11 protein-coding genes are annotated in these 14974 nt (G+C 72.9%); 8 read left to right on the top strand and 3 right to left on the bottom strand.

Annotated features, from left to right (window positions below):
• Nucleotides 1-28: 28 nt before the first annotated feature.
• Nucleotides 29-1570 carry a fatty acyl-CoA synthetase gene (locus OG974_RS08165; protein WP_328761806.1) on the top strand — a complete coding sequence of 514 codons (1542 nt, stop codon included), beginning with the start codon at nt 29-31 and terminating at the stop codon, nt 1568-1570.
• A gap of 48 nt (nt 1571-1618) precedes the next feature.
• Here the strand turns inward: OG974_RS08165 and OG974_RS08160 are convergent, their stop codons facing one another.
• Nucleotides 1619-2440: a YhjD/YihY/BrkB family envelope integrity protein gene (locus OG974_RS08160; protein ID WP_327281994.1), complete on the bottom strand. Its 822-nt coding sequence runs from the start codon at nt 2438-2440 to the stop codon at nt 1619-1621.
• 110 nt (nt 2441-2550) lie between these two features.
• The gene (gene paaK, locus OG974_RS08155; RefSeq protein WP_371645983.1) at nt 2551-3852 is read right to left on the bottom strand and encodes a phenylacetate--CoA ligase PaaK; all 1302 of its coding nucleotides are present in this window, start codon (nt 3850-3852) and stop codon (nt 2551-2553) included.
• 119 nt (nt 3853-3971) lie between these two features.
• On the opposite strand from paaK, the gene OG974_RS08150 reads away from it, so the two are divergent.
• Entirely contained in the window at nt 3972-4826 is an 855-nt protein-coding gene (locus OG974_RS08150) for an alpha/beta fold hydrolase (protein ID WP_371645981.1), read from the top strand.
• Nucleotides 4827-4985: 159 nt separating this feature from the next.
• Here OG974_RS08150 and OG974_RS08145 read toward each other — a convergent pair whose 3' ends face one another.
• Nucleotides 4986-6623, bottom strand: a complete 1638-nt coding sequence (locus OG974_RS08145; protein ID WP_327281991.1) for an acyl-CoA synthetase — start codon at nt 6621-6623, stop codon at nt 4986-4988.
• Between the two features lie 187 nt (nt 6624-6810).
• Here OG974_RS08145 and OG974_RS08140 point away from each other — a divergent pair, with 187 nt between their 5' ends.
• From OG974_RS08140 to OG974_RS08115, 6 genes are all read left to right on the top strand, one after another.
• A complete protein-coding gene (locus OG974_RS08140) occupies nt 6811-7611 on the top strand; it encodes a crotonase/enoyl-CoA hydratase family protein (protein WP_327281990.1) in 801 nt (266 codons plus the stop codon).
• 384 nt (nt 7612-7995) lie between these two features.
• On the top strand, nt 7996-8979 hold the full coding sequence (locus OG974_RS08135; protein ID WP_371645978.1) for a Zn-ribbon domain-containing OB-fold protein: 984 nt from the start codon (nt 7996-7998) through the stop codon (nt 8977-8979).
• Complete coding sequence (locus OG974_RS08130; protein WP_327281988.1) at nt 8979-10046, top strand: thiolase domain-containing protein; 1068 nt, start codon at nt 8979-8981, stop codon at nt 10044-10046. Before OG974_RS08135 ends, OG974_RS08130 begins: the two co-directional genes overlap by 1 nt.
• On the top strand, nt 10043-11218 hold the full coding sequence (locus tag OG974_RS08125; protein WP_371645976.1) for a thiolase domain-containing protein: 1176 nt from the start codon (nt 10043-10045) through the stop codon (nt 11216-11218). The genes OG974_RS08130 and OG974_RS08125 overlap by 4 nt, the downstream gene beginning before the upstream one ends.
• Before the next feature lie 139 nt (nt 11219-11357).
• Nucleotides 11358-11597 (top strand): DUF397 domain-containing protein, encoded by a 240-nt coding sequence (locus OG974_RS08120; RefSeq protein ID WP_327281986.1) that lies wholly within the window; start codon nt 11358-11360, stop codon nt 11595-11597.
• Between the two features lie 351 nt (nt 11598-11948).
• Complete coding sequence (locus tag OG974_RS08115) at nt 11949-14717, top strand: AAA family ATPase (RefSeq protein WP_328761798.1); 2769 nt, start codon at nt 11949-11951, stop codon at nt 14715-14717.
• The last annotated feature ends 257 nt before the right edge of the window (nt 14718-14974 follow it).

Genomic DNA, 14974 nt, shown 5'->3' with positions numbered 1-14974 from the left:
GGGCGCGCGAGGAGACGAGGATCACGCCATGACGGCAGCGCAGTCGGAGCGGGCAGGGCGGTCGGTGCGACGGAACACGGTCGACGGGCTGGTGCGCGACAGCGCACTGCGGGTCCCCGACCGGCCGGCGGTCCGCTACCACGATCGGACCTGGACGTACGCGGAACTCGACGCCGCGGTCTCCACCGGGGCCGCCGTCCTGCGGGGGCGGTACGGACTGGCCGACGGCGACCGGGTCGCGACCTTCGCCCACAACTCCGACGCCTATCTGCTCGCCTTCCTCGCCTGCGCCCGGGCCGGGCTCACGCACGTCCCGGTCAACCAGAACCTCACCGGCGAGGACCTCGCGCACATCCTGGAAGACTGCACGAGCGCGCTGGTCCTCGCCGATCCGGACCTGGCCGGGCGGATCCCCGCGGGCCACGTCGTGCGGCCGCTGCGCGACGCCCCCGGCTCCTTCCTGGGGGAGCTCGCCGAGCCGCTGCCCTTCACGGCGGACCGCGAACCGGACGCCGTGGTGCAGCTGCTCTACACCTCCGGGACCACCGCGCTGCCCAAGGGCGCGATGATGACCCACAAGGCACTGGTCCACGAGTACGAGAGCGCGATCGAGGCGCTGGACCTGGCCGAGGCCGACCGGCCGGTGCACTCGCTGCCGCTCTACCACTCGGCGCAGATGCACGTCTTCCTACTGCCCTACCTGGCGGTGGGCGCGCAGAACACGATCCTGGACGCGCCGGTCGCCGAGGAGATCTTCGGCCTGGTGGAGGAGGGGCGGGCCGACAGCCTGTTCGCGCCACCCACCGTGTGGATCGGGATCGCGGGCCATCCGGACTTCGGACGCCGCGAACTGGGCGCGTTGCGCAAGGCCTACTACGGGGCCTCGATCATGCCGGTGCCCGTACTGGAGCGGCTGCGGGCGCGGCTGCCCGGACTCGGCTTCTACAACTGCTTCGGGCAGAGCGAGATCGGCCCGCTGGCCACCGTCCTGGGACCGGACGAGCACGAGGGGCGGATGGAGTCCTGCGGGCGGCCCGTCCGCCACGTCGAGGCGAAGGTCGTCGACGAGGACGGCGCGGACGTGCCGGACGGCACGGCGGGCGAGGTGGTGTACCGCTCGCCCCAGCTGTGCCTGGGCTACTGGAACGACCCGGAGGCGACGAAGAAGGCCTTCCGGGACGGCTGGTTCCGCTCCGGGGACCTCGCGGTGCGGGACGCCGAGGGGTACTTCACGGTCGTCGACCGGGTGAAGGACGTCATCAACTCGGGCGGTGTACTGGTGGCCTCCCGGCAGGTCGAGGACGTGCTGTACACCCACCCGGGGGTCGCCGAGGCGGCGGTGGTGGGCCTGCCCGACGAGCGGTGGATCGAGGCGGTCACGGCCGTCGTGGTACCGCGCGGAGAAGTGACGGAGGCGGAGCTGCTGGAGTACGCCCGGGAGAAGCTGGCCCGTTTCAAGGCTCCGAAGCGGGTGCTGTTCGTGGACGCCCTCCCGCGCAATGCCAGCGGCAAGATCCTCAAGCGCGAGCTGCGCGACCGTTTCGGGCAGGAGCCCCGACCGAACCGTTGACACCGCGTCGAGGGGTCGTCCGGCCCCGCGCTCGCGACCGACGGGGTGTCATTCGGGCGGCAGGCCGGAGTGTCGCAGGCGGCGGGCGATGAGGTGTTCGTGGACCAGGCGGCCGACGAGGGCGCCGCCGTAGACGACGAAGCCGACGCCGACCAGCCAGGACTGGACGACCAGCAGCGTGCCGAAGGGCCCGTAGGTGACGGCGTTGGACGCGATCAGGGGGGAGAACACCAGCTGGGAGAAGACCCGCAGGCCGAGCAGGCCGATGCTGGTCGCCACCGCCCCCGGCAGCAGCGCCCGCCAGCGGACCCGCCCGCCGAGCAGCAGCCGCTGGGAGCCCCAGAAGAAGACGCAGGTGCCGACGACGTCGCCGGTCGTGCCGAGGATCGTGCCGACGGCGTCGTTTGACGGCGTGGGGATCCCGACCAGCAGCGCCAGGTAGCAGACCAGCAGGGCGAGCCAGACGACGTGCCGCCACATGGTGTGCCAGCGGGCGGTGGGCAGGTCCCAGACCTTCTCGTACCCCGTTTGCACGGCCGAGCCGAAGGTCAGGCCGAAGACGGCGAGGGCCGCGAGTCCGAAGGCCGTGGTCCGTTCGAGGGCCAGGTCGGCCGCGGCGAACAGCATCTCGACCCGGGCCCGTGACGACGCGGTGACCCCGAGGGCCTGGCCGAGCCAGCGGCCGAAGCCGGAGCCGCTGCCCGGGGCGGCGGCCGCGACGACCACCAGCAACGGCACCAGGGTCAGGAAGCCGAGGGCGGCGAAGCCCATCGCCCGGTGCATGAGCTCCATCTCCCGACCCCGGCTCCACGCCAGGCCGGCCGGGGAGGCCTGGAGCCGGTCGTGGAGCCGGCGGAAGATCGAGGTCACGCCTCATGGACTACCCGGAGGGGCCCGCCGGGTCTCGGAGGCTCCCCCGAAGTAGGCCCGAAGGGGTGGTTCCGGTGCCTTCGCCGCGCATCCTCCAGAGTCCGCGCCGGCTACTGCGCTCCTCTCAGGTCCACCATCCGCTTGATCTTGCCCACGGAGCGTTCCAGGGTTTCCGGGTCGACCACTTCCACGGCCACCGAGACCCCGGCGCCCTCCTTGACCGCGCGGACCACGGCCGCGGCCGCGGCCCGCCGCTGATCGGGGTCCGCCTCCCGGCGGGCCTCCACCCGCACGGTCAGGGCGTCCATCCGACCCTCGCGGGTCAGCCGCAGCTGGAAGTGCGGGGCCAGGCCGGGCGTGCGCAGCAGGATCTCCTCGATCTGCGTCGGGTAGAGGTTGACCCCCCGCAGGATGATCATGTCGTCGCTGCGGCCCGTCACCTTCTCCATCCGCCGGAAGGCCGGCCGCGCCGTACCAGGCAGCAGCCGGGTCAGATCCCTGGTCCGGTAGCGGATGATCGGCATGGCCTCCTTCGTGAGGGAGGTGAACACCAGCTCCCCGGACTCTCCCTCCGGCAGCACCTCGCCGGTGAACGGGTCGACGACCTCCGGATAGAAGTGGTCCTCCCAGATGTGCAGACCGTCCTTGGTCTCCACGCACTCCTGGGCCACGCCCGGCCCCATCACCTCGGACAGGCCGTAGATGTCCACCGCATCGATGTCGAGCCGCTGCTCGATCTCCCGGCGCATCTCCTCGGTCCACGGCTCCGCGCCGAATATGCCCGTACGGAGCGAGGTGCTGCGCGGGTCGATCCCCTGGCGCTCCATCTCGTCCAGCAGCGTGAGCATGTACGAGGGGGTCACCATGATGATCTCCGGCCGGAAGTCCTGGATCAGCCGGACCTGGCGGTCGGTCATCCCGCCGGACGCCGGGACGACCGTACAGCCGAGCCGCTCCGCGCCGTAGTGCGCACCGAGACCGCCCGTGAACAAGCCGTACCCGTACGCGATGTGCACCATCTGGCCCGGTCTGCCACCCGCGGCCCGGATGGACCGGGCCACGACGTCCGCCCAGGTGGACAGGTCCGTGTCGGTGTACCCGACGACGGTGGGGCGGCCCGTGGTGCCGCTGGAGGCGTGGACGCGGCGCACCTCGGAGCGGGGCACCGCGAACATGCCGAAGGGGTACTGGTCGCGCAGGTCGGCCTTGGTGGTGAAGGGGAAGAGGGAGAGGTCGGCGAGGGAGCGGCAGTCGTCGGGGTGCACGCCGGCCTTGTCGAAGGCCTGCCGGTAGTGGGGGACCCGCTCGTAGACGCGGCTCAGGGTGGCGCGCAGCCGCTTGAGCTGGAGCGCGGCCAGCTCGTCGCCGCTCAGCCGCTCGCTTTCGTCGTGGACATCCCCGAACGCCGTCATGTCGTCACCCCATCGTGAGCCGTGAGCCGAGCAAGAACCGACCGATCATTCGGTAGATTGCCCCAGCCCGGCGGCTAAATCAATGACTCGAACGAGTGATCGCATGGTGGGATCGGTGCATGCCGATCTTCAACACCTATGACGGAACCGCACTCGCGTACCACGTCCGCGGCGAGGGCGAACCGCTCGTCTGCCTCCCGGGCGGCGCCATGCGGGCCTCCACCTACCTGGGCGACCTCGGCGGGCTGACCGCCGGACGCCGGCTGATCCTCCTCGACCTGCGGGGCACGGGCGACTCGGCGGTCCCGGCGGACGAGTCCACCTACCGGGTCGACCACCAGGTCGCCGACGTCGAGGCGCTCCGGGTCCACCTCGGTCTGGAGCGCATGGACGTACTGGCCCACTCGGCCGGAGGCAACCTCGCCCAGCTGTACGCGGCCGCCCACCCCGACCGGCTGCGCCGGCTGGTCCTGGTCACCCCGACCTGCTGGGCCGTCGACCTCGACGCCACCCCGGAGCAGCGCCTGGAGGCGGTCCGGGTGCGGGCGGGCAGCGAGCCGTACGACACGGCCATCGCCGCCTACGAACGGATCCTGACGGCCGCGGGCACCCCGACCCCGGCGGACTGGCGCGAGGTGATGCCCCTCGCGTACGGGCGCTGGGACGAGGCGGCGCGCGCCCACCTCGCCGCGAGCGACGGCGAGAAGAACCCGGTGGCGGCCGCCGCCTACGCGGGCCCCGGCGCCTTCGACCCGCCCGCCACCCGGGCCGGGCTCCGCGGCGTCACCGGCGAGGTACTGGTGCTGGCCGGGGAACTGGACAGCAACCCCACCCCCACTCTCGCCGCCGACCTCGCGGGCTTGTTCCCGCAGGGCATCGTCGACGTCCAGGCGGCCGGAGCGCACTTCCCCTGGCTGGACGACCCGCAGCGGTTCGCGACCCGCGTGGAGGCCTTCCTGGCCACCGGAGCCTGAGGAGCCGCACCGCGCCCCCGCCCGGCCGGGTGGCGCCGGGCCCGGGGTTTCCGCGGATCCCGGTCCCCCCCCGTGACGACCGGGACCCGCTCGCCCCCTGCCTGCGGCGGCGGGGCGGGGCGGGTCCCAGTGCGGGGGGCGCGGGGCGCGGGGCGCGGGTCAGGGGATCGGGTGCGCGTCCGCCTCCGTCGCCACCGACTTCGCCCAGCGGTAGTCCGCCTTGCCGCTCGGCGAGCGTTGGATGGCCGGCGTGACGACCAGCTGGCGCGGGATCTTGTAGCCCGCCAGTCTGGTCCGGCAGTGCCGTTGGATCTCGTCCAGCGTCGGCGCCTGGGCGCCCGCCCGGACCTGGACCACCGCCGCGACGTGATTGCCCCACTTCGCGTCCGGCACCCCGGCGACCAGGGCGTCGTACACGTCCGGATGGGACTTCAGCGCCTGCTCGACCTCCTCCGGATACACCTTCTCTCCGCCCGTGTTGATGCACTGCGAGCCGCGCCCGAGGACCGTGACGATGCCCTCCTCGTCCACCGTCGCCATGTCCCCGAGCAGCACCCACCGCTCGGCACCCTTCTGGAAGAAGGTCTCGGCGGTCTTCGCCGCGTCGTTGTAGTAGCCCAGCGGGACGTGGCCGCGCTGCGCGAGCCGCCCCGGCACGCCCACCGGCACCGGCTCGTGCGTCACCGGATCCACCACCTGCGTACGGTCGTTGACCACGAGGCGGAAACCCTTCTCCGGCCCCGAGTCGTCGGCCGCCCGGCCGTTCGAACCGGACTCCGAAGAGCCGAAGTTGTTCAGCAGCAGCACGTTCGGGACGAGCTGCTGGAACTCCGCCCGGACCGTCTCCGACATGATCGCCCCGGAGGAGGAGACGCTGAACAGGGAGGACAGGTCGGTCCCCTTCAGCGGGCCCTTCAGGGCGTCGATGAGCGGCCGGAGCATCGCGTCGCCCACCAGCGACACGCTCGACACCTTCTCCTTCTCGATCGTGCGGAGCACCTCCTCCGGCGCGTACTTGCGGTGGATGACCACCCGCTGGCCGTAGTTGAAGGCGATGAACGAGGTCAGCGTCGAGGTGCCGTGCATCAGTGGGGGTGCGGGGAAGAAGGTCAGCCCGGCGCCCTTCGCCGCCACCCGCTCGGCCAGCTCCTCGGGCCGCTTCACCGGCTCGCCCGAAGGCTCGCCGCCGAACAGCCCCGCGAAGAACAGGTCTTCCGCGCGCCACATGACGCCCTTGGGCATGCCGGTGGTGCCGCCCGTGTAGATGATGAACAGGTCGTCGGGGGAGCGGGGCGCGAAACCGCGCTCGGGCGACCCGGCCGCCTCTGCGTCCGCGTACGTGACCGGCGCGACGGACGGCTCCGGAGCGCCCTCCGGGACCGGACCGACCCGGATCAGGTGGCGCAGTTTGGGCGTCTGCGGAAGGGCTGCCGCCACCCGCCCGGTGAACTCGCCCTCGAAGACGAGCGCGGCGAGATCGGCGTCGTCGTAGAGGTAGACCAGCTCCTCCTCCACGTACCGGTAGTTGACGTTCACCGGTACGAGGCGGGCCTTGAGGCAGGCCAGGACGGTCTGGAGGTACTCGATCCCGTTGTAGAGGTGCAGGCCCAGGTGCTCGCCGGCCTTCAGTCCGCTGTCCAGCAGGTGGTGCGCGATGCGGTTCGCCGCGGCGTCCAGCTCCGCGTACGTGAGGCGGCGCTCGGCGCCGGTGCCGGGGTGGTCCACGTACACAAGGGCCTCGCGGTCCGGGACCACGTCGACGACCGACTCGAACAGGTCGGCAAGGTTGTACTCCACCGTTCCTCCTCACCCCCGAGGTTTCGCGTTGCCGGGCCATGGCTGTGCTGCCCGGCGGTCATTAGAGCGTTGCCCAGCACAAGTGGGAAGGGCGCGACCCAAGAAATCTGACTGGGTGTCAGAAAACTATTGAACTGCACCGGGCCCTCCTGCAACCTGTTCTAGGTCTTGAGACGGGAGGACGGCAATGGGTGGGACCGAACACCTCACCGTGGAGCGCCACGGCGCCACGCTGGTGCTCACCATGAACAGACCCGAGGCGAAGAACGCGCTCTCGCTGCCGCTGCTGGTGGGCCTCTACGACGGCTGGCTGGAGGCGGACGCCGACGACACGGTCCGCTCGGTGGTCCTGACCGGCGCGGGCGGGGACTTCTGCGCCGGGATGGACCTCAAGGCGCTGGCCGGGAAGGGGATGGCCGGAGACCAGTACCGGGACCGGCTGAAAGCCGACCCCGACCTGCACTGGAAGGCGATGCTCCGCCACCACCGGCCGCGCAAGCCGGTGATCGCGGCGGTGGAGGGCTACTGCGTGGCCGGCGGGACCGAGATCCTCCAGGGCACGGACATCCGCGTCGCGGGTGAAGGCGCCACCTTCGGACTGTTCGAAGTCAAGCGCGGCCTGTTCCCGATCGGCGGCTCGACGGTACGGCTGCCACGGCAGATCCCGCGGACGCACGCGCTGGAGATGCTGCTCACCGGGCGCCCCTACTCCGCCGAAGAGGCCGCCCGGATCGGGCTGATCGGGCGGGTGGTCCCGCAGGGGGGCGCGCTGGAGGCGGCGTTGGAGATCGCCGGGCGGATCAACGCGTGCGGGCCGCTGGCCGTCGAGGCCGTCAAGGCCTCCGTCTACGAGACGGCCGAGATGACCGAGCGGGAAGGGCTGGCCGCCGAACTGGTGCGGGGGTGGCCGATCTTCGACACGGCCGACGCGAAGGAGGGGGCGCGGGCGTTCGCCGAGAAGCGGGCGCCGCTGTACCGGCGGGAGTAGGCGGGGCCCTGCGGTGCCCTTTCGATCCGGCGGGGGCCTGGTGATTCGGCGGATGCCGTGCCGGGTCCGGCGGTCGCGTGCCGGTGCGGCGCCGTTGCGGGGGCTCCGCCCCCGGACCCCCGCGCCTCAAACGCCGGCGGGGCTGGATTGGGTGTCGGCGGAGCTGGATTGGGTGCCGGTCGGGTGTTGTCCCGGACCCCCGCGCCTCAAACGCCGGCGGGGCTGGATTGGGTGCCGGTGGGCGGGATTGGGTGCCGTGGGGCTGGATTTGTGCCCGTCGGGCGTTGTCTCGGGCCCTGCGGCTCAAACGCCGGCTGGATCGTGTCGGTGGGGTTGGGCTTCACGTGCGTGTGTATTGACCGTTTCGAGTATCGGAGAACCTCCATGACAGCAGCCGCCTCCCCACCCGAGGTGCTCCGTGCGCCCCTCGTCGTCGAGTTCCCCTTCACCCGCTCCCTCGGGCCCGTCCAGAGCGCCTTCCTCAGCGGGCTGCGCGAGCGCGTCGTCCTCGGCGTCAAGACCACCGACGGGAAGGTGATGGTCCCGCCCGTCGAGTACGACCCCGTCACCGCCGAGGAGATCCGCGAGCTCGTCGAGGTCGGCGCCGTCGGGACCGTCACCACCTGGGCGTGGAACGGCTCCCCGCGTCCCCATCAGCCCCTCGGCACACCGTTCGCCTGGGTCCTCGTCCGGCTCGACGGGGCGGACACCGCGATCCTGCACGCCCTCGACGCCCCCGGACCCGAGGCCGTCCACACCGGCATGCGGGTCCGGATCCGGTGGGCCGCCGAGCGCACCGGCGCCATCACGGACATCGCCTGCTTCGAGCCCGGCGAGGCGGGCGAGGCGGGCGAGGCGGGCGCGCCCGAGCGGCAAGCCACTGCGCACGACGGGCAGTTCGCCGATGCCGTCACCGGCATCATCGCCGCGGCCCGCCTGGACTACACCTACAGCCCCGGCCGCGCCCAGACCGCGTACATCAACGCCCTCGCCGAACGTCGGACCGTCGGCGAGCGCTGCCCCTCCTGCCACAAGGTGTACGTCCCGCCGCGCGGCACCTGTCCCACCTGCGGGGTCGCCACCACCGAGCAGGTCGAGGTCGGACCGGCCGGCACCGTCACCACGTACTGCATCGTCAACATCAAGGCGAAGAACCTCGACATCGAAGTCCCCTACGTCTACGCCCACATCGCCCTCGACGGCGCCGACCTCGCGCTCCACGCTCGGATCGGCGGCATCCCGTACGACCAGGTCCGCATGGGCCTGCGCGTCGAACCCGTGTGGACCGAAGGCGGCCGCCACCCCGACCACTACCGCCCCACCGGCGAGCCGGACGCGGACTACGACGCGTACAAGGAGCTCATCTGATGCCCAGGACGAGCAGGCACGCACGCGACGTGGCCGTCGTCGCCTTCGCGCAGAGCGACCACCGGCGCCGCACCGACGAACTCAGCGAAGTCGAGATCGTCATGCCGGTCCTGCACCAGGTGCTGGCACAGACCGGGTTGAAGGCCAAGGAGATCGGGTTCACCTGCTCCGGATCCAGCGACTACCTCGCCGGCCGGGCCTTCTCCTTCACGATGACCCTCGACGGGGTCGGCGCCTGGCCGCCGATCTCCGAGTCGCACGTCGAGATGGACGGCGCCTGGGCCCTGTACGAGGCCTGGGTCAAGATCCAGACCGGCGAGGCCGACACCGCGCTCGTCTACGCGTACGGGAAGTCCTCGCCGGGGTCCGTACGAGACGTCCTGACCCGGCAGCTCGACCCCTACTACCTGGCGCCCCTGTGGCCCGACTCGGTGGCCCTGGCGGCCCTCCAGGCGCAGGCGCTGATCGACGCGGGCGAGACCGACGAGGGCGCCCTCGCCGCCGTCGGCGCCCGCAGCCGCGCGGCCGCCGAGGCCAACCCGCACGCCCAGCTCACAGGAGCCGTCCCGCAGGGCGACTACCAGGTCAGGCCGCTGCGCACGGGCGACTGCCCGCCGATCGGCGACGGCGCGGCCGCCGTCATCCTCGCCGCGGGCGACACCGCCCGCCGGCTGACCGCGCGCCCCGCCTGGATCACCGGCATCGACCACCGGATCGAGGCCCACGGCCTGGGCCTGCGCGACCTCACCGACTCCCCGTCCACCCGGATCGCCGCCGAGCGCGCGGGCGTGTTCGAAGCCCCGGTGGACACCGCCGAGCTGCACGCGCCGTTCTCCTCCCAGGAGGTGGTCCTCCGCAAGGCGTTGGGACTCGGGGCGGACGTCGTCGTCAACCCGTCCGGCGGGGCCCTCGCCGCCAACCCCGTCATGGCCGCCGGACTGATCCGCATCGGGGAGGCCGCCGCCCGCATCCACCGCGGCGAGTCCGACCGGGCCGTCGCGCACGCCACCTCCGGCCCCTGCCTCCAGCAGAACCTGGTGGCCGTCCTGGAAGGGGACCGAGCATGAGCACATCGGGCAAGGAGCCCGTGGCCGTCGTCGGCGTCGGCCAGACCAAGCACGTGGCCGCCCGCCACGACGTCTCCATCGCCGGACTCGTCCGGGAGGCTGCGGTGCGCGCCCTCGCCGACGCCGAGCTGACCTGGGCGGACATCGACGCGGTCGTCATCGGCAAGGCCCCCGACTTCTTCGAGGGCGTGATGATGCCGGAGCTGTACCTGGCGGACGCCCTCGGCGCGGTGGGGAAGCCCATGCTCCGGGTCCACACCGCCGGATCCGTGGGAGGGTCCACCGCCCTGGTCGCCGCCAACCTGGTCGCCGCCCGGGTGCACCGCACGGTCCTGACCCTCGCCTTCGAGAAGCAGTCCGAGTCGAACGCCATGTGGGGGCTCTCGCTGCCCGTGCCCTTCCAACAGCCCCTGCTGGCGGGCGCCGGCGGGTTCTTCGCCCCGCACGTGCGCGCGTACATGCGGCGCACCGGGGCGCCCGAAACGGTCGGCTCGCTCGTCGCGTACAAGGACCGCCGCAACGCGCTGAAGAACCCGTACGCGCACCTGCACGAGCACGACATCACCCTGGAGAAGGTCCAGGCCTCGCCGATGCTCTGGGACCCGATTCGGTACTCCGAGACGTGCCCCTCCTCGGACGGGGCCTGCGCGATGATCCTCACCGACCGGGCGGGTGCGGCCCGTTCGCCGCGGTCGCCCGCCTGGGTGCACGGCGGGGCCATGCGCAGCGAGCCGACCCTGTTCGCGGGGAAGGACTTCGTCTCCCCGCAGGCGGGCAAGGACTGCGCGGCCGACGTCTACCGGCAGGCCGGGATCACCGACCCGCGGCGCGAGATCGACGCCGTGGAGATGTACGTCCCGTTCTCCTGGTACGAACCGATGTGGCTGGAGAACCTGGGGTTCGCCGACGAGGGGGAGGGCTGGAAGCTCACCGAGGCCGGCGTCACCGAACTCGGAGGAGACCTGCCGGTGAACCCGTCGGGCGGGGTGCTGTCCACCAACCCGATCGGTGCCTCGGGCATGATCCGGTTCGCGGAGGCGGCCCTCCAGGTACGGGGACTGGCCGGTGAGCACCAAGTCCCGGGGGCCCGCCGGGCCATGGGCCACGCGTACGGAGGCGGCGCGCAGTTCTTCGCGATGTGGCTGGTGGGGGCGGGGGAGCCGACCTCCTGAGCGGAACCGCTCTTCCAGCAGGAGCGTGACGTGGTGCAGGACCGGCCACGGGTGACTCACCGTGGCCTGTGCGGCACCCGCTGCGATGGTTACTCTGGCCCCCGGACGACGTACCGGGAGTACCGGGAGGAGCACGCACGTGGCCGAGAGCATGATTTCGCAGCCTCTGGCCGGCTGGGACAAGCCGGACCTCGATCTCAGCGAGGCGGACTGGCAGTCGAGCAGCCGGGGAGCGGGCGACGTCCAGATCGCCTTCGTCGAGGGGTTCATCGCGATGCGCAACAGTGAACGCCCCGAGAGCCCCTCGCTGATCTTCGCGCCGGACGAGTGGCGCAAGTTCGTGATGGGCGCCCGGGGCGGGGAGTTCGACCTGACCTAGCAGGAACCCGTCGACCCGGCCGCTCCTAGGGCGGGTCCGGTCGGCGGTGTACGGGAAAGGGCCGGGCATCCCTGCGGGATGGCCGGCCCTTCCGCTCGCCCGGTCGAATCGCGCTCGCCGGTCGAATCGCGCTCGGACGTCACGTCAGTCGCACGGCGGTGGAATTGGCCACGTGCCGGACAACGGGCATCCGCGGACGCCTGTGGCGGTCGGTAAGGGACTGATCACAAAAATTCCGGTCCTTCCTGGCCACAGGCCTTCCCCCGCGCGTGCGCGGGCGTACGCTGATGGCCCGAACAGGCCTGGGGGGTACCAGCCATGATGGAACGCCGGACCCGCAAACGGCGCGAAATGTTCGAACGTGAGGCCGAACTCGCCACGGTGGAAGAAGCCTTGGAGCAGCTCACCGGCAGCGGCCGCGGCGCGCTGCTCGCCTTCTCCGGGCCCGCCGGACTCGGCAAGACCACTCTCCTCGCGGAGGCCCGCCGCCGCGCCATCGCACGCTCGTGCACCCTGCTGGCCGCCCGCGGCGGCGAACAGGAGCAGAGCCAACCCTTCCACGTCTCCCGCCAGCTCATCCAGCCGCACCTGGCCGGCACCTCCGAGGGCGAGCTGCGCGCCGCCCTCGGCAGCTGGTACTCCATCGTCGGCCCGGCCCTCGGGCTGTGCGCTCCCGAGCAGGGCGCCCCGCCCGACCTCCAAGGTCTGCGCGACGGACTCGACTGGGTCCTGACCCACCTCGTCGTCAATCGCGCCCCCGTCGCCCTCGTCCTCGACGACGCCCACTGGGCCGACCCCGAGTCCCTCTCCTGGCTCGCCGCCTTCGCCCCCCGCGCCGAACACCTCCCGCTGCTCCTCGTCGTCGCGTACCGCCCCGAGGAACTGCCCGCGCACGCCGAGGCCTTCCGTACGCTGCCCGGCCGCGCGGGACACCGCCCGCTGACCCTCGCGCCACTCACCGAGACCGCCGTCCGCACCCTGGTCCGCACGGCCGTCGGCGACCACGCCGACGCCGCCTTCTGCCGGGAGGCCTGGGCCGTCACCACCGGCAACCCCTTCGAAGCCGTCGAGCTCACCGCCAAGGTCCTGGACAAGGGCCTCGACCCCACCTCGGCCAGCGCCCCGCTGCTGCGCCACCTCGCCGCCGCCCAGCGCGGCAGCGGACTCGTCGCCCGATTCGAACGCCTGGGCCCCTCCACCGTCCGCTTCGGCTGGGCCTGCGCCGTCCTCGGCACCGCCATCCCGCAGGAACTCGCAGCCCGGGTCGCCAGCCTCGGCACCGAGGAGGCCGCCGACGCCACCGGGCGGCTGCGAGAGGCCCGCATCCTGTCCGCACCGGGCGAAGAACCCGACACCGGACTGGAGTTCGTCCACCCGCTCATCGCCACCGCGCTCTACCGCGCCATCCCCGACGCACTGCGCGTCGCCCTCCACGGACAGGCCGCCGTGGCCGTCGTCGACGCCGGATTCGGCGCCTCCGCCGCCGCCCGCCACCTGCTGGAGGCCCACCCCGAGAACGACCCCTGGGTGGTGCGGACCCTGCGCACGGCCGCCGCCGAGAACCTGCGGGCCGGCGCCCCCGAGGCCGCACGCCGCCAGCTCGCACGCGCGCTGCGCGAACCCCCGGACTTCGGCGAGCGCGCCGCCGTGCTGTACGAGCTCGGCTGCGCCTCCCTGCTCACCGAACCCGCCACCACCGTGAACCACCTGCGGGCCGCGCTCGCGGAACCCTTCGACGACCCCGTGCTGCGCCAGGGCATCGTCATCCGGCTCGCCCAGGTCCTGGCCCACAGCGACCGCCTCGCCGAGGCCTCGGACTCGCTCGCGCGGGAGATCCCGCACACCCAGGACGTCCGGGCCCGGCTGCGCCTGCAGTCCGAGCAGTTCATGTGGGACGCCTTCAACGCCGTCGAGCCCGACTCCCCGGTGCGCTCCCGCCGGCTGGCCCGGCTCGCGGACCGGCTGACCGGCCGCGACCTCACCGAGCGGTACATCATCGGCCTGCGCGCCTGGGACGCCTGCCTGCGCGGCGAGCCGGTGGCCGCGGTCCTGCACCACGCCGTACGGGCCCTCGGTACGGAGTTCAGCTGGGCGTACGAGGACCGGGGCTTCGAGGTGCCGGTGCTCACCGCCATGGTCCACATGTACGCGGACCGGCCCGGCCGGGCGGAGGAGCTGTTCGAGGCGGGCACCGCCGAGTTCGAGCGCCACGGCTGGCGCGGGGCCCACCTGTCGTTCGCGTACAGCCTGCGCGCCTACATCCGCTACCGGCGGGGGCGGCTCGTGGAGGCCGAAGAGCTGGCCAGGGCAGGGCTGCGGCTCGCCGAGCGCGTCGGGCGCGGTACGCCCGTCCACTGGTACAGCATCGCGATCCTCGCCACGACCCTGCTCGCACGGGGGCGGGTGGACGAGGCGTGGGAGCTGGCGCGGGAGCACGCCTTCGGAGAATCCTTCCCGGCGGCGGTGGTCTTCCCCGACTCGCAGACCGTGTACGCCGAACTGCTGCTGGCACGCGGCCAGACGAAGGCGGCGGCGGCCGAACTGGAGGCCGTGGAGCGCAGGCTGAGCCCGCGCGGCATCCAGAACCCGTCCTGGTGCCCGTGGCAGCTGCACCTGGCCCGGGCGGTGGCGGCGGACGACCCGGCGAGGGCGCGCGCCCTCGCCGCCGACGCGATACTCCGGGCCCGGGCCTTCGGGGCCCCGTCCGGCGTGGGGCAGGCGCTTCGGGTGGCGGCGCAGGTGGCGGCCCCGGACGAGCGGGCGGGACTGCTGACGGAAGCGGTGGAGCTGCTGTCGGCCTCGCCTGCCGGCTACGAGCTGGCGTGCGCGCTGGCCGCGCTGGGCACGGAGCTCGGCGACGCGGAGCTGCTGTCGCGGGCGCTGGAGACGGCACGGGAGTGCGGGGCCGACGGGCTGGTGGCGAGCCTGGGCGGTCCGCCAGGGCCGGGCCCGGCCCTGGCGGACCGCCTGACCGACGAGGAGTTCCGGCTGGCGGAAGGGGCCGTACGCGGCGATCCGGCGGTCCGCGGCGCGGGCCTGTCCGCGGTCTACCGGAAACTGGGTACGGACCGGTCCGGCCTGGCCGAGGCCCTGGAAGCGGCCGCCCGCGGAGCAGGGTGACGCGGACCGTGCCGGCGGTGTGCCGTCCGGTCCCGGACGGTCGGCCGCCGACCCGGTCGGGCACCCGGGCCCGGTGCGCCGGGCCGTGGACCGCATCCTGCGCAGGCGCCTTCCGAGGCCCCGGTCCACACCGGTCCCACGGCGTCCGAGGTCCCGGAGGGCCGGGCGGTACGGGCGGCCGGGCCGAAGCCGGAGATCGACGCGGCGGTCGCAGCGGTCACCGGCCGGCGGCCGCCCTCAGGGTCACCGAGACCCCG

The organism is Streptomyces sp. NBC_00597, assembly GCF_041431095.1.
Classification (GTDB): domain Bacteria; phylum Actinomycetota; class Actinomycetes; order Streptomycetales; family Streptomycetaceae; genus Streptomyces.
Note: the sequence above shows the minus strand (reverse complement) of the source record. Positions and strands in the feature narration are given on the sequence as shown.

Bases quoted from the DNA above. Each gene is read 5' to 3' on its own strand.
- OG974_RS08165 (WP_328761806.1), top strand. From the start codon at position 29: ATGACGGCAGCGCAGTCGGAGCGGGCAGGGCGGTCGGTGCGACGGAAC.
- paaK (WP_371645983.1), bottom strand. From the start codon at position 3,852: ATGACGGCGTTCGGGGATGTCCACGACGAAAGCGAGCGGCTGAGCGGC.
- OG974_RS08150 (WP_371645981.1), top strand. From the start codon at position 3,972: ATGCCGATCTTCAACACCTATGACGGAACCGCACTCGCGTACCACGTC.
- OG974_RS08140 (WP_327281990.1), top strand. From the start codon at position 6,811: ATGGGTGGGACCGAACACCTCACCGTGGAGCGCCACGGCGCCACGCTG.
- OG974_RS08135 (WP_371645978.1), top strand. From the start codon at position 7,996: ATGACAGCAGCCGCCTCCCCACCCGAGGTGCTCCGTGCGCCCCTCGTC.
- OG974_RS08130 (WP_327281988.1), top strand. From the start codon at position 8,979: ATGCCCAGGACGAGCAGGCACGCACGCGACGTGGCCGTCGTCGCCTTC.
- OG974_RS08125 (WP_371645976.1), top strand. From the start codon at position 10,043: ATGAGCACATCGGGCAAGGAGCCCGTGGCCGTCGTCGGCGTCGGCCAG.
- OG974_RS08115 (WP_328761798.1), top strand. From the start codon at position 11,949: ATGTTCGAACGTGAGGCCGAACTCGCCACGGTGGAAGAAGCCTTGGAG.